This is a genomic window from Mycolicibacterium chengduense (genome assembly GCF_033741155.1).
GTDB lineage: Bacteria > Actinomycetota > Actinomycetes > Mycobacteriales > Mycobacteriaceae > Mycobacterium.
In genome coordinates, this window is record NZ_JAWQNH010000002.1 from 955,132 (window position 1) to 969,257 (window position 14,126).

The window sequence follows — 14,126 nt, forward strand, 5'->3', positions numbered from 1 at the left end:
GAGGACATGAGCACCGGCCATTCCCGGTTCGAGCATCTCGCCGCGTGGGTGCGGCGGATGGCGATGCACCGCCCCGAGACCCCTGAGGTCTATCAGTCCTCCACCATCAGCGCGTTGCTCGACGGCGTCTACGACGGTGACATCACCATCGCAGAACTGTTGCGCCACGGCGATTTCGGTCTCGGGACCTTCGACCGGCTCGACGGCGAGATGGTGATTCTCGACGGGGTCTGCTACCACTTACGGGCCGACGGCAGCGCCAGCCGGGCCGAGCCCGACGATCGCACCCCGTTCGCCGCCGTCACCTGGTTTCGCGCGCAGACCACCCTCACCGTCGACACCGCCACCGACCGTGCGGCGGTGTTCGCGCTGATCGACTCGGCCGTCAGCAGTCCCAATCTGATCCACGCCATCGCGATCACCGGCTCGTTCGACACGGTGCGCACCCGGACCGTAGCCGCGCAGACACGCCCCTACCCACCGCTCGCCGAGGTCAGCGACCATCAGGCCGAGATGGTGTTCGCACCGGTCGCCGGCACCATAATCGGCTTCCGCACACCGGATTTCGAGCAGGGCATCGCGGTCGCCGGCTATCACCTGCACTTTCTGAACGACACCCACACCGGCGGCGGGCACGTCCTGGAGTTCGCGCTGCGCAGCGGGCGCATCGCGATCAGCACCGCCTCCGAATTGCATCTGCGACTGCCCACCACGGGCGCCTTCCTGACCGCCGAGCTCGACGGTGGAGACATCGGGGCACAGATCCGGCATGCCGAGGGCGGTGGCTGACCCGCCGCGGATCAGACCCGGCCGTAGGCCGGTTGCCACATCGCCGACGCGATGGCGTCCGCAGGGTTGTCGTGGGCCCGGCGCGCCACGCCGTCGGCATGCGCGGCGACATAGACCGCCTCGGCGACGGTCGCCGACACCTGGCGAATCTCACGGACGTCGGGCAGCATCGCCGCACCCGGGGTGTCGATGTCGACATGTTCGGCGACGGCCTTGCCCGCGGCGAAAAGCATGCCGTCGGTGACCCGGGTGGCGCCGGATACGGTGACCCCCAGCCCCAAGCCCGGGAACACCAGGAAGTTGTTCGCCTGGCCAAAGTGGTAGGTGACCCCGCCGAAATCGACAGGTGCCGAGGGGATTCCCGCCGCGATGAGGGCAGTTCCGCCGGACCACCGGATGATGTCGGCGGGCAAGCCCTCGATGCGCGAGGTGGGATTGGAGATGGGGAACACCATCGGCCGCGGCGTGACAGCGCAGAGCTGCTCGATGACCTGCTGGTCGAAGGCACCGTGCACGGTGGAGGCGCCCAACAGGATGGTGGGTGTCGCCATGGCGATGGTGTGCACCAGGTCGACACCGGTGCCAGGCGGCACCCCGAGCCTTTCGCGGTTCTTCAGGTACGGCGCCTGGAATTCCCGCAGCCCGTCGCTGTCCTCGAACAACAGCCCCGGCCGGTCCACCAACCAAATGTTGGCGCGGGCCTGCTCGGGGCTGGCGCCATCGGCGATCATGGCGTCGCACAGCTTGTCGGCGATGCCCACACCGGCGGTCCCGGCCCCGAACACGATCATCGTCTGGTCCTTGATCGCACCGCCGGTCACCTTCAACCCCGAGTAGATAGCGGCCATCACCACGGCGCCGGTGCCCTGTACATCGTCGTTGAAGATGGGATAGTCCGCGCCATAGCTGTCCAAGATGCGGCGAGCATTGCCGGGTCCGAAATCCTCGAAGTGCAACAACGCCTTCGGGAACCGCCGGTGCGCGGTTTCGATATAGCGGCGGATGAAGTCGTCGTATTGGGCGCCGCGCACTCTCGGATGCTTGTTGCCCAAATAGAACGGGTCGTCGCGCAGACGCTCGTTGTCGGTACCGACGTCGAGGTTGACTGCAAGCGTGCGGGCTGGGTCGATTCCCGCACCGGCGGAGTAGATGGCCAGTTTCCCCACCGCGATCTGCATGCCGTTGACCCCCCAGTCACCGATACCGAGAATCTGTTCGGCATCGCTGCAGACGATGAGATCCACGTCCTCCGACCCGAGGCCGAAAGTGTCGAACGTGGAGTCGATCTCGTCGGGATGATCGATGGACAGATAGGCGCCGCGTTGGCCGCGGTATTCGTCAGAATAGGACTCGATGGCATCGCCGACGGTCGGGGCGTAGACCACCGGGACCAGTTCGGCGAGATGATCCATGATGACGCGGTAGTACAAGGTCTCGTTGCGATTGTGCATCTGCTCGAGCAGCAAGTTGCGTGCCAGGTCTGTGGGCAGTTCACCCAGCTGGTGCCAAAGCCGTTGGGACTGCTGCTCCAAGCTCAACACCCCGGCGGGCAGCCGCCCGGTGAGACCCATCCGAAGTCGTTCGTCGCGGGTGAACGCCGTCCCGCGGTTGAGCACCGGATTGGCCAGCGCCTCGGGGATACGGGGGAACACCGACGATGTCATGGCAGCTCCTATCGGCAAGGGGGACAAGGGCGTCACGCCCAGCGCCCGGTTCTTCCCCACCTTCGCGTGAAAGGCCCGCGGGTGTCCAATACCTGTTCACCCGCAAGGCCATAGGCGTCGCCTATGTAGCGCGCATCCGCCGCTCCAGGATGCCGTCGCGCACCCGGGTCGGCAGGGCCAAACCGATTGCCATGCACGCCACGATTGCGCCGGCGGTCACCCCGTCGACGGCGACGTCGAGCAGCAACTGCTGATCGGGGGCGGTGCTCAGTGCGATCAGACCGGCGACCATCCGGAACACGTACATCCCGGGCACCAGAGCCACCACCGACGCGAAACCGATTGCGGCGAAAGGTATGTGAAATCGATAGGCGATGGGCGTGAGAACAGCACCGACCAGCAGACAGGAGGCCAGCGCGGCCACCGGCAGACCGGCATGCCCACAGGCGATGGCGGCCCAGTGCACGGCGTGGGCGGCCATACCGACCACGATCGGCCAGCCCAGCAATCGGTACGGCATGGCGAAGAACACCGGATAGCAGGCCGCAGCCACCCCGGCGGCCAGCACGTCGGCCCACAGCGGTACGTCGGTGGCCGGTGAGCTCAGCGGCAAGGTCTGCCCGCCCAGGGCCAGCCCGAGCACCAGGCCCGCCGCGATGGTGGCCAGCACCAGCGCCGAGAAGGCCAGCCGAGCCAGCGCCAGCGGTATCCGCAGCGCCAGCAGATCCATCGCACCGACCAGGACCTGCGGTCCGGGCACCAGCACCATGGCCGGGCAGACCGCGATGAGTCCGATGGCTGCCGCGTGGCCGAGATGTGCGGCGACCGCACCGGCGATCCCGGCGAGCAGCGCAGCGCCGAAAGCCTGGCCCAGCACGCCGGCCCCCAGTCGGGCCACCACCCGGCGCAGTACGCCGCCGATCCCGGCGACCGTCGCCACCACCGCGACCACCAGTGGATCACCCGCGCCGAAGATCACCGCGAGGGCGCCCGCCCCGGCGGCACACGCCAGGGCGAACGCCGGCGTGCCGGATATCGGCAGCCGTTCGGCGGCGGCCAGAGCGGGCTCGAGCTCTTCGGGGCGCACCCCGCGATGCTCGGCCTCGTCGATGACACGCATCAGCGCGGCCACCCGCCGCATGTTCACCCCGGTAGGTTGCGCCGCCGCGGTGATCGCCTGCGCCCCACCTCGACCGGGGTCGTAGACGGTCACCGCACCCCAGCCCGGCAGCACGACGGCGGGCTGGCCCAGCCCGCGGCTGAGACGTTGCGCCGCGAGCAGGGTCATGCCGGTCGACTGACCGTTGGCGTGCAGCAACGTCGCTGCCCGCAGAATGACGCCGAGTGCCCTGGTGCCGTCCTCGCCCACCGGTCGATCATGTCCGACGGCGGGGCTGCTGTCGTGCCGTTCGGGCTCAGGCACCGGCCACGCCGTCACCGATCATGTCCGCGGGACGCACGATGGCGTCGAATTGTTCGGCGGTGACCTTGCCCGAGGCCAGTGCGGCGTCGCGCAGCGTGACATCGCGGGCGACGGCGTCCTCGGCGATGTGCGCGGCGTTCTGATAGCCGATGACCGGGCTGAGCGCGGTGACCAACATGGCGCTGGTGGCCACGTAGCGCTCGATGCGTTCGGTGTTCAGCGTGGTGCCCTGCACCGAGTACTCGAGGAACTTGCCGCAGCCGTCGGCCAAGATGCGCACCGAGTGCAACACGTTGTTGATGATCACCGGCCGCATGGCGTTGAGCTCGAAATTGCCTTGCGAGCCCGCCAGCGCGACGGCGGTGTCGTTGCCGATCACCTGGATGGCGATCATGACGAGCGCTTCGCACTGGGTCGGATTGACCTTGCCGGGCATGATCGACGATCCCGGTTCGTTGGCGGGAAGGACGAGTTCGCCCAAACCACAGCGCGGCCCAGAAGCCAGCCAACGCATATCGTTGGCGATCTTCATCAACGCCACTGCCAACCCCCGCACCGCGGCGTGCGCGCGCACCATGGCGTCCAGTGATCCCAGGGCGGCGAACTTGTTGGGGGCCGTCACGTACGGCTTGCCGGTCAGTTCGGCCAGTGTCGCAGCGACGTCGCGGCCGAACCCGGGCTGGGCGTTGAGGCCGGTGCCGACGGCGGTACCGCCGACAGCCAGTTCCAGCAGGCCGGTCCTGGCCCGTCCGAGATCGTCCAGGCACGCCTGCAACTGGGCGGCCCACCCGGACCATTCCTGACCGACGCTGAGCGGTACCGCGTCCTCCAGATGAGTCCGGCCGATCTTCACGACACTGTTCCATTGCGCGCTCTTGGCGGCGATCTCGTCGTGCAGTGCCCGCACCCGGGGGATCAGATGATCGTCGATGGCAGCCAGGGTCGCGATGTGCATCGCGGTGGGGAAAGTGTCGTTGCTGCTCTGCCCCATGTTCACATGGTCGTTGGGGCCCACCGGAACCTGACTGCCCAGACGTCCGCCGAGTAGTTGGATGGCGCGGTTGGACAGCACCTCGTTGACATTCATATTGCTCTGGGTGCCCGACCCGGTCTGCCACACGAACAGCGGGAAGTGGTCGTCGAGTTTGCCGGCGATGGCTTCTTCGGCGGCCTGCACGATCACCCGTGCCCGCCACGGCTCCAGCCGGCCCGCCTTCTCGTTGACCAGGGCACAGGCCTTTTTGACCAGTCCGTAGGCTCGGTAGACCTCCAGTGGCATGTGGTCGTTGCCGATGGCGAAGTGCTGCAAGGAGCGCTGCGTCTGGGCACCCCAGTACTTGTCGGCGGGAACGTCGACCGTGCCGAGGCTGTCGAACTCACTGCGGACTCCGCTCGCGGAGATGCCGATCGGCGTGTCGGTATAGGTCGGCGGCGAATCGGGATCGTCGATGGCCACGTCATGTTCTCCTGTCCAGGGCGAGGCTCTTTGGTACCACGAGGCTGTGGCTACCACAGCGGTTGGCTACCACACTGTCCAATGCCGGCACAGGTGTCCAATACCAGTCCACGCGGGCCACCATAGGCAAGTCCTATCACCGACCGGACTTTCGGCCATACAGCCCATGCCGCCATGTATGGTCGGCTCCCATGAACGGCGTGAGCTTCAACCTGTCCTCCGTTTTCGGCACGGTCGCCGCCGCGGTGCCCGAGCAGACGTTCCTCGTCTGGCGCGACCGCCGGTTCAGTTATGCCGAGTTCGACCGGCGCGTCGACGGCTTCGCGAACTTCCTGGTGACCGCCGGGCTGGGCGTGCATGCCGAACGCGGCGCGCTGGCCGGCCACCAGTCCGGCCAGGACCATCTCGGCATTTACCTGCGCAACGGCAACGAGTACCTCGAATCGATGATCGGCGGTTATCGCGCTCGGGTGGCCCCGTACAACGTCAGCTTCCGCTACGTCGAGGACGAGTTGATCTACCTGCTCAACGATTCGAAGGCGCGCGCCCTGGTCTACAACGCCGAATTCGCGCCCCGGGTGGCCGCCATCCGCGACCGCGCTCCGGACCTGCAGGTGCTCGTCCAGGTGGCCGACGACTCCGGTCACGCCCTGCTGCCGGGTGCGGTGGACTACGAAGCGGCCGTCGCCACGCCCACCCCGCCCGGTGGCCTGCCCGCCACCTCCGGTGACGACCTGTACATCCTGTACACCGGCGGCACCACCGGCATGCCCAAGGGCGTGTTGTGGCGCCAGCACGACATCTTCCTGTCATCCATGGGCGGGCGCCCCTTCGGCAGCGACCATGCCCTGGCGTCCTACGAAGAACTCGCCGAGAAGGCGCGCTCGGCCGGTGGCGCCATGTCGATGCTGATGATTCCGCCGTTCATGCACGGCGCCGCGCAGTGGGCGGCCTACAACGCCATCACGATGGGCGGCAAGCTCGTCATTCCCGACGACGTGGAACGGCTGCGCCCCGCCGACGTACTGCGCCTGGCCGAACGTGAACGCGTGCTGAGCATTCCGGTGGTGGGCGACGCCGTGGCCCGGCCACTTGTCGATGAAATCGAAAATGGCGCCTACGACCTGTCCGGGCTGTTCACCGTCTCCAATGGCGGCGCGGCGCTGTCCCCCACCGTCCGCACGCGGCTGCTCAAGGCCCTGCCACACATCATGCTGCTCGACGCAGTGGGCGCCTCGGAATCGGGCGCCCAGATGAGCACCTTCACGTCGGCCGCCGATGCGCAGCCCGCTGCTGGATCCGATGCGCAGCCCGCTGCGGGGCCCGATGCGCAGCCCGCTGCGGTCTTCACCCCGCAACCCGACACCGCCGTCGTCGCCGCGGATTTCAGCCGTGTCTTGTCGCCAGGGGAAGGATCAGGCTGGCTGGCCCGCCGCGACCTGATCCCGCTGGGATACCTCGGGGACGCCGAGAAGACCGCCCGTACCTTCCCGACCATCGACGGCGTGCGCTGGTCGGTGCCCGGCGACCGGGCAAATGTGTTGCCCGACGGCCGGATCGAACTCCTCGGCCGCGACTCGGTGACCATCAACTCCGGGGGCGAGAAGATCTTCGTCGAAGAGGTCGAGCGCGCCATCGCCGCCCACCCCGCCGTGTACGACGTCGTGGTGGTGGGCCGTCCGTCCGAACGCTGGGGCAACGAGGTGGTGGCCATCGTCCAAATCGCCGAGGGCGCCACGGCCTCCGACAAGGAGCTGGCCGAGGTATGCGGACGTACCGTCGCCCGATACAAGGTCCCCAAGGCGTTCATCCGGCAGCCCAAGATCATGCGCTCCCCGGCGGGCAAGGCGGACTACCGCTGGGCCAAGACGGTGGCCACGGATGCCGCCGCGACCCCTTCCTGACCCGTCAGCCCAGCACCCCTGTCAGATAGGTGATGTCACCGAACGGTGCCAGGCCGTCGACCGGATCCGGCAATCCGTACTCCGCGTACAGCTCGGAACTCTTGCGCAGCCGGACATCCCAACCGCGGTCGGCGAGAAACGCGGCGGACTCGGTGCGCTCACCGGCATAGAACAGGTCGGCGATATCGATCTGGCCGACGGCGTCGAATCCGTCGACACCGTTGTCGCGCCACTGTTGCTGCGCCGTGCTCAGCTGTTCCGACATCGCCTGCAGTTCTTCGGCCGTGATGGTCCCGGTGTTCTCGGCGGCGATGCGGCTACCCGCGGCGCTGAGACCGGTGATGTTGTCCAACAACCGATCCTGGGCCTCCGGCGGCAGGTAGACCAACAGCCCTTCGGCGATCCACGCGGTCGGCCGGGTCGGATCGAAACCTGCGGCACGCAGGGCCGCCGGCCAGTCGTCGCGCAGGTCGATGCCGATGGGCCGGTGTTCGACGGCGGGAACCGCACCTTGGTCGGCCAGTACGCCGGTCTTGAACTCGACGACCTGCGGCTGGTCGAGTTCGTAGACGACCGTGTCCGCCGGCCACCGCAGCCGGTAGGCCCTGGCGTCCAGGCCGGAGGCCAGGATCACCATCTGGCGGATGCCCGCGGCAGCGGCATCGGTGAAGAAATCGTCGAAATACTTTGTGCGCGCGGCGATACCGTCCGACATCCGCTGCACATCGAACGCCGTGCCCGCCGCGGCGCCGGTCTCCCCGCGCGCGAACCGAGTGAAGGCGTCCACACCCACCGCCGAGACCAACGGCTCGGCGTAGGGGTCGTAGATCAGGGGTCGCGGACCGCGCGTGGCCACCGCCCGCTGCATGGCCACCACCGTCGCGGTGGCGCCGACGCTGGAGGCCAGATCCCAGGTGTCATTGTCAGTGCGTGCCATAGTTAGACACACTACGCTTATGTGCGGGGCGTCGGTCCTGCGTCCACCAGCCGCCGAAATGCACATTTGGGCGGGAAAGTGCGAGTGGGACCCGCCATTTCGTCGATTTCGGTGCAGAAAAAATCAGGGTGCCGGTGCCGGTGCCGGCGGCGGGAAGAGCGAGTTGATGGCCGACTGAATCGGATCCACCGGCGCCGGAGCGGGAGCCGGCGGGGCTTGGGGCAGCTCAGTAGCCGGGGTAACCGCGGCCGGCGCGGGCGCCACCGCAGAAGGTGCCGGTGCCACCGCAGCAGGTGCCGGGGCCACCTCGGCGGGGACCGCAGCGGGGGCCGGGCCGGGCAGCGGCCCGGTGCCCTGCTCCAGCGGCAGCGGGGCCGACGGTGTCACCGCGGGAACCGGAGCGGCCGGCGCCTGCTCAGGCGCCTGCTGCTGCGGGATCTCGACGGGAATGACCGGGAACTCGGCGGGCTGGCCGGCGTTCAGCGGCATGATCGGTTCGGAGTACACCGGCGCCGGCGCTTCGGCGGGCTCGGGATCCGCCTGCTCCGGCACGACCATCTCCTGCGCGGGCGGAGCCGGGACAGGCACCGAACTGACGATCTGCGAGGTCCCCGCGGCCGGACTGACCGGCTGATGCCCCGTCGACAGTGGCGCGGGCCCGTCGGGTCCACCGAACTGCGAACCGACCGCCAGCAGTCCGACCACCGCGGCGATCGCGGCGGCGCCGGCCATCGACGCGAGCCGCGCCGGTGGAGCATCCTTCACCCAGCCGCGCAGCCGATGCACCGCCCCGCCGGCCGAACAGGCGGGCACGACGTTGGTCGCCACCGCCTTGGCCGCGTCGTAGGCCGGGGTGAACCGGGTGGTCGGAAGTTCGGGGGGCAACGGCACCGCCACCGTGGCGGCGTCGTCCAGGTCGGGATCGGACTCCATCGGCTCCACATCGACGTCGAGCAGCACCGTCAAATCGGCCTCGGTCAATGTCACCGCTCGGGCGGCCGCCGTGTGGGCGGCGCTGTCCGACGGTGCCGCGGCGGCATTCGGCAACGGCACCGAGCGGACGTCGGCGTAGCCGGCTTCTTTGAGGGCGGCGATCAACTGCGTGGCCTGGGCGGCCACGTCATCGCTCCAGGTGACGCCGATCGACTCCACCTCGTGACCGCTGGCGGTGGCAATGGATTCCGCACCACGGACCGCAGCCAAACCACGTAACCGCAGGTCATCAACCGTTTCGACGGCGAAAGAATCATCGTCGAGGGTGACCGATTCCGGTGCCGCGCCGTCGACCAGAACCCAGCCGACACCGGCCGAAGTCACCGACAGCCCCAGTACCGCCTTCACCCCTGACCCAACTCCTGTCCCGTTAGTCACTGCGGCGCGTCGTCAACCGCGCCGAGCATAGTTTGCTCGCTTATGGACGGCATCTCGGCAAAACAGCCCGAATCGATGTCGTACTGGGATCATCGACTCCGCGGCACACCGCGTTACCTGCGGGTTACCCACCCGCGCCGCTGCCCAAGCAGCCCCGTCCGGCACCAGAAGTTCACCGCCCGGCCATCGGCGCGTCGGGGAGTTCAGAACGGATTGCCCGCGCCCTCCGACGCGAGCATGCGCCGCAGTTCGGCACGGGCGAGTCGGTGACGGAACGCTCCGGCGTGCGAGGCATCCCCCGCGTCGTGCATGACGTCGGTGATCCACACCGCGCCGGTCTGGGCATCCCAGGTGTGGCGCAGACAGGTCTCGGAGTAGCTCGCCAGCGGCTCAGGATCGCCGTCGTTGATCGTGCGGCTCACCGCCCGGGCGAACAGATCGGCGTCGTGCAGGGCAAGGCTCATACCCTTGGCACTCATCGGCGAAACGATGTGCGCCGCGTCGCCCAGCAGGAACAGCCTGCCGAAGCTCATCGGGCTGTAGACGACACCACGCAAAGGCACCAGTTGCCGATCGGTGATGGGCCCGGCCGGCACCGGCCTGCCGAACCGCGCTTCCAGTTCGCTCCAGATCCGGGTGTCCGGCCAGTGCTCGAGGGTGTCGGTCAGCGGGCACTGGAGATAGAACCGGCTCTGACCGGCGCCACGGGTGATGTGCGCGGCGAAGCCGCGACGGTGCACCGCCATCACCGCGGGTGGGTCGGCGGGAACGTCGGCGAGTACGGCCAGCCAGGCGAACCCGTGCTCGTGCGCATACCGGGTGAGCACACCCGCCGGGATGGCCGTCCGGCTCACCCCGCGGTCACCGTCGCAGCCGGCCACATACTCGCACCCGATCCGGCGGGACACCCCGTCGGCGTCGCGGTAGTGCACCGATGGCCGGACGCCGTCGATCCCGTCGATGGCGACGTCGGCCGCGCCGAAGCGCAGATCGCCGCCGTTTCGCAGGAACGTCGCGATGAGGTTGCGCACCAGCACCTGCTGTGGGCAGAACACCCCGGGCTCGTCATCGCCGAACGCCCAAGGCCGCGGCCTGCCGTCGATGTACAACGGCATGATCTCCGGTTCGGCGGAGTGGCTGACAGCGTCGCCCACCACCTCGCGCAGGTCCCAGTCGTCGAGAATCCGCACCCCCCGGCCGTCCAGTGATCCCGCACACTGCCGGCCCTCGACGTGGTCGCGGCTGCACCGTTCCACGATCACACAGTCGATCCCGTTGCGTAACAGGAAGTTACCCAGTGCCAGCCCGGCGACCCCGGCGCCGATCACCGCCACGGTGGTGTCGTTCGACATGTGCATGGTGCTGCTCCTCGTCATGTGCGGCTCGCTGCCGAACACCACTGTCACCGCAGCGAGGTCACCCGGCCCACCGCCGAGCGGACAGCCGATACCGCTAAGTCGCCAGATCCGCCTGATAGCGGCCCGGGGTCTGGCCGACCAGGGCGCTGAAGGCCTCGATGAAGCTGGTGGGGTTGGCCCAGCCGCAGGCGATGGCGGTGTCGGTCACCGACCGGCCTTCGGTGAGGTAGAGCAGCGCCTGGTGAATGCGCAGTATCGTGCGCCACCGCTGAAATCCCATGCCCAGTTCCTCGTCGAACAACCGGCTCAGGGTGCGGGCGCTCGCGCCGACCGCGCGCCCCAGCTGCTCGAGAGTGGTGGCTTGGGCGGGGTCTGCCCGCAACAGGTCGGTGACGGCGCGCAGTCTGTCATCGCGGGGCTCCGGCAGGTGCAGGGACTGATCGCCGGCCTCGGCCAATTCGTCGATCACCACCGCGCGCAGCCGTTGGTAGGAGGCGGCCTGTGGATCTTGCCGAGAGGTCAACGCCAGCAGCGCTTCTCGAAGCAACGGACTGACGGTGAACACCACGGGCCGCGCGGGCAGTGCGCCGCACAAGTCGCGGGGCAGCACGATGAGCCGAATATCGGTCTTGCCGTAGAAGCGGTGGGAGTGCACAAATTCCGGTGGTGTCCACGTCGCCCTGTTGGCCGGCGTCAGCCAGGTGCCGCGCTCGGTGGTGGTGGCGACGACGCCGGACGCGGCGTACACCAGCTGACCGTCAGCGTGCGCATGCGCGGCGATGCGGAAACCGTGGTCCAGCCAGCCCGCCCCATGCGCCACGTCGTCCGGCAGTTCCGGCACCCATGGGGCGGGTCGGCTGCTCACGTCACCGCCCGAATCCCGCCTTGCGCAGGGCGTCGGCCATCGAACCCGACGCCGGCTTGGCGTCCTGCCGGGCCCCGGTGCCGCCCCGGTTCTGGTTCCGCCGCTCCCCACCACTGGGCCGGCCCTGGCGCTCGGGCCGCTTGGCGGGGCGGGCCTGCGGATCGTCGTTGAGCCGCAACGTCAGTCCGATGCGCTGACGTTCGACGTCCACGTCGACCACCTTGACCCGGACCACCTGACCGGATTTGACCACCTCGTGCGGGTCGGAGACGAACCGGTCCGACATCGCCGACACGTGCACCAGGCCGTCCTGATGCACCCCGACGTCGACGAACGCGCCGAACGCCGCGACGTTGGTGACGACCCCTTCCAACACCATGCCGACCTTCAGGTCGGCGACCTTCTCCACCCCGGCGGCGAAGGTGGCGGTCGAGAAGGCCGGCCGGGGGTCACGGCCCGGCTTCTCCAACTCGCCAAGGATGTCGGTGACCGTGGGGATGCCGAAGCGGTCATCGGCGAACTCGGCGGGTTTGAGCGACCGCAGCGTCCGCGCGTCGCCGATCAGCTCACCGAGGGTGACACCGGCGCGGTCCAGGATGCGCCGCACTACCGGATAGGACTCGGGGTGCACGCCGGAGGCGTCCAGCGGGTCCTCGCCGCCGGTGATCCGCAGGAAGCCGGCGCACTGCTCGAAAGCCTTGGGGCCCAACCGGGGAACGTCCAGCAGGGCCTTGCGGCTCGGGAAAGCACCGGTCTTTTCCCGGTGCGCGACGATGGACTCGGCCAGCGACTCCGTCACGCCGGACACCCGCGACAGCAGCGGCACCGACGCCGTGTTCAGGTCGACACCGACCGCGTTCACCGCATCCTCGACCACGGCGTCCAGGCTGCGGGCAAGGGTGCCCGGAGTGATGTCGTGCTGGTACTGCCCGACACCGATGGACTTCGGGTCGATCTTGACCAGTTCGGCCAGCGGGTCCTGCAGCCGGCGCGCGATGGAGACCGCACCACGGATGGTGACGTCCAGCTCGGGCAGTTCGTGCGCGGCGTACGCCGACGCCGAGTACACCGACGCGCCGGCCTCACTCACCATGGCCTTGGTCGGCGGCTGCGCCCCGGCCGCCCGGATATCGGCGATGAGTTCGGTTGCCAGCGCGTCGGTTTCACGGGAGGCGGTGCCGTTGCCGATGGCGATCAGCTCGACCCCGTGGCGGGCCACCAGGGCCGCCAGGGTGGCCTTGGCGGTGTCCCATTGTTTCTGCGGCTGGTGCGGATAGATGGCGCAGTGGTCGACCACCTTGCCGGTGCGGTCGACCACCGCGACCTTGACCCCGGTCCGGAAGCCGGGATCCAGCCCGAGCGTGGTGCGGGTACCGGCGGGTGCGGCCAGCAGCAGATCCTTGAGGTTGCGGGCAAAGACCGCCACGGCCTGCTCTTCGGCCCGCTGCCGCAACTTGATTCGGGCGTCGACGGACGCCGAGATCATCAGTTTGGTGCGCCACGCCAGGCGCACGGTGGCGGCCAGCCAGGGCGTCGCCGGGCCCGTCGCCGCCATGTCGATACCGAGCGACTGCGCGATCCTGGCCTGATACACCTCGTCGTCCCCACCGTCGAAGGTCAGCGCCAGCGCCTCTTCCTTCTCCCCACGCAGCACGGCCAGCACCCGGTGCGACGGCATGTCCTCCAGCGGCTCGGCGAAGTCGAAATAGTCGCGGAACTTCTGTGCGGCAGCGTTTTTCGCGGTTTCATCCGACCACGCCCGGGTGCGCAGCGTGCCGTCGGCCCAGAATTTGGCGCGTACCTCCCCTACCAGCTCGGCGTCCTCGGCCGCCCGCTCGATGAGGATGTGCCGGGCACCGTCCAGGGCCGCGGCCGCGTCGGCGACGTCCTCGCCGACGAACTCCGCGGCGGCCTCCTCGGGCACCACCGACGGGTCGGCCAGCAGCCGGTCGGCCAGCGGCTCCAGGCCCGCTTCCCTGGCGATCTGCGCCTTGGTGCGCCGCTTCGGTTTGTACGGCAGGTAGATGTCCTCGATGCGGGCCTTGGTGTCGGCGGCCAGCAACGCGGCCTTCAACTCCTCGGTGAGCTTGCCCTGCTCCTCGATGGAGGCCAGCACCGCGTCACGGCGCTGATCCAGCTCACGCAGATACTGCAGGCGTTCCTCCAGCGTGCGCAGCTGACCGTCGTCCAGGCTTCCGGTGACCTCCTTGCGGTACCGCGCGATGAACGGCACCGTCGCACCCTCGTCGAGCAGCGCGACCGCGGCCGCGACCTGGCCTTCCGCGACGCCCAGTTCCTCAGCGAGACGGGTGTTTACAGATTTGACGGTGTGTACGGCGCTCTGACTCACGCGGTGGAC

Annotated in this window: 10 protein-coding genes; 2 read left to right on the forward strand and 8 right to left on the reverse strand. The window is 68.8% G+C overall.

The features are described 5' to 3' along the window. Positions 1 to 6 precede the first annotated feature (6 nt). Positions 7 to 789, forward strand: a complete 783-nt coding sequence (budA, locus tag SBI67_RS10125) for an acetolactate decarboxylase (RefSeq protein ID WP_318980389.1) — start codon at positions 7 to 9, stop codon at positions 787 to 789. A gap of 11 nt (positions 790 to 800) precedes the next feature. On the opposite strand, the gene SBI67_RS10130 is transcribed toward budA, so the two are convergent. The 3 genes from SBI67_RS10130 to fumC form a co-directional block, all read right to left on the reverse strand. Next, positions 801 to 2,453 (reverse strand): NAD-dependent malic enzyme, encoded by a 1,653-nt coding sequence (locus SBI67_RS10130; protein ID WP_318980390.1) that lies wholly within the window; start codon positions 2,451 to 2,453, stop codon positions 801 to 803. Positions 2,454 to 2,574: 121 nt separating this feature from the next. Then, a complete protein-coding gene (locus SBI67_RS10135) occupies positions 2,575 to 3,876 on the reverse strand; it encodes a threonine/serine exporter family protein (protein ID WP_318980391.1) in 1,302 nt (433 codons plus the stop codon). Then, the gene (gene fumC / locus SBI67_RS10140; protein ID WP_318980392.1) at positions 3,869 to 5,332 is read right to left on the reverse strand and encodes a class II fumarate hydratase; all 1,464 of its coding nucleotides are present in this window, start codon (positions 5,330 to 5,332) and stop codon (positions 3,869 to 3,871) included. Before fumC ends, SBI67_RS10135 begins: the two co-directional genes overlap by 8 nt. Positions 5,333 to 5,523: 191 nt before the next feature. On the opposite strand from fumC, the gene SBI67_RS10145 reads away from it, so the two are divergent. Further along, complete coding sequence (locus SBI67_RS10145; RefSeq protein WP_318980393.1) at positions 5,524 to 7,236, forward strand: acyl-CoA synthetase; 1,713 nt, start codon at positions 5,524 to 5,526, stop codon at positions 7,234 to 7,236. Between the two features lie 4 nt (positions 7,237 to 7,240). Here the strand turns inward: SBI67_RS10145 and SBI67_RS10150 are convergent, their stop codons facing one another. The 5 genes from SBI67_RS10150 to SBI67_RS10170 all read right to left on the reverse strand — a co-directional run bounded on the left by SBI67_RS10150 (position 7,241) and on the right by SBI67_RS10170 (position 14,117). Beyond that, positions 7,241 to 8,173 carry a class I SAM-dependent methyltransferase gene (locus SBI67_RS10150; RefSeq protein WP_318980394.1) on the reverse strand — a complete coding sequence of 311 codons (933 nt, stop codon included), beginning with the start codon at positions 8,171 to 8,173 and terminating at the stop codon, positions 7,241 to 7,243. A 123-nt stretch (positions 8,174 to 8,296) separates the two neighbouring features. After that, positions 8,297 to 9,514, reverse strand: a complete 1,218-nt coding sequence (locus SBI67_RS10155) for a DUF7159 family protein (RefSeq protein WP_318980395.1) — start codon at positions 9,512 to 9,514, stop codon at positions 8,297 to 8,299. 233 nt (positions 9,515 to 9,747) lie between these two features. Continuing rightward, complete coding sequence (locus tag SBI67_RS10160; RefSeq protein ID WP_318980396.1) at positions 9,748 to 10,920, reverse strand: 4-hydroxybenzoate 3-monooxygenase; 1,173 nt, start codon at positions 10,918 to 10,920, stop codon at positions 9,748 to 9,750. A gap of 76 nt (positions 10,921 to 10,996) precedes the next feature. After that, a complete protein-coding gene (locus tag SBI67_RS10165) occupies positions 10,997 to 11,767 on the reverse strand; it encodes an AraC family transcriptional regulator (protein ID WP_318980397.1) in 771 nt (256 codons plus the stop codon). Position 11,768: 1 nt separating this feature from the next. Beyond that, positions 11,769 to 14,117: a Tex family protein gene (locus SBI67_RS10170; RefSeq protein WP_318980398.1), complete on the reverse strand. Its 2,349-nt coding sequence runs from the start codon at positions 14,115 to 14,117 to the stop codon at positions 11,769 to 11,771. Positions 14,118 to 14,126 lie beyond the last annotated feature (9 nt).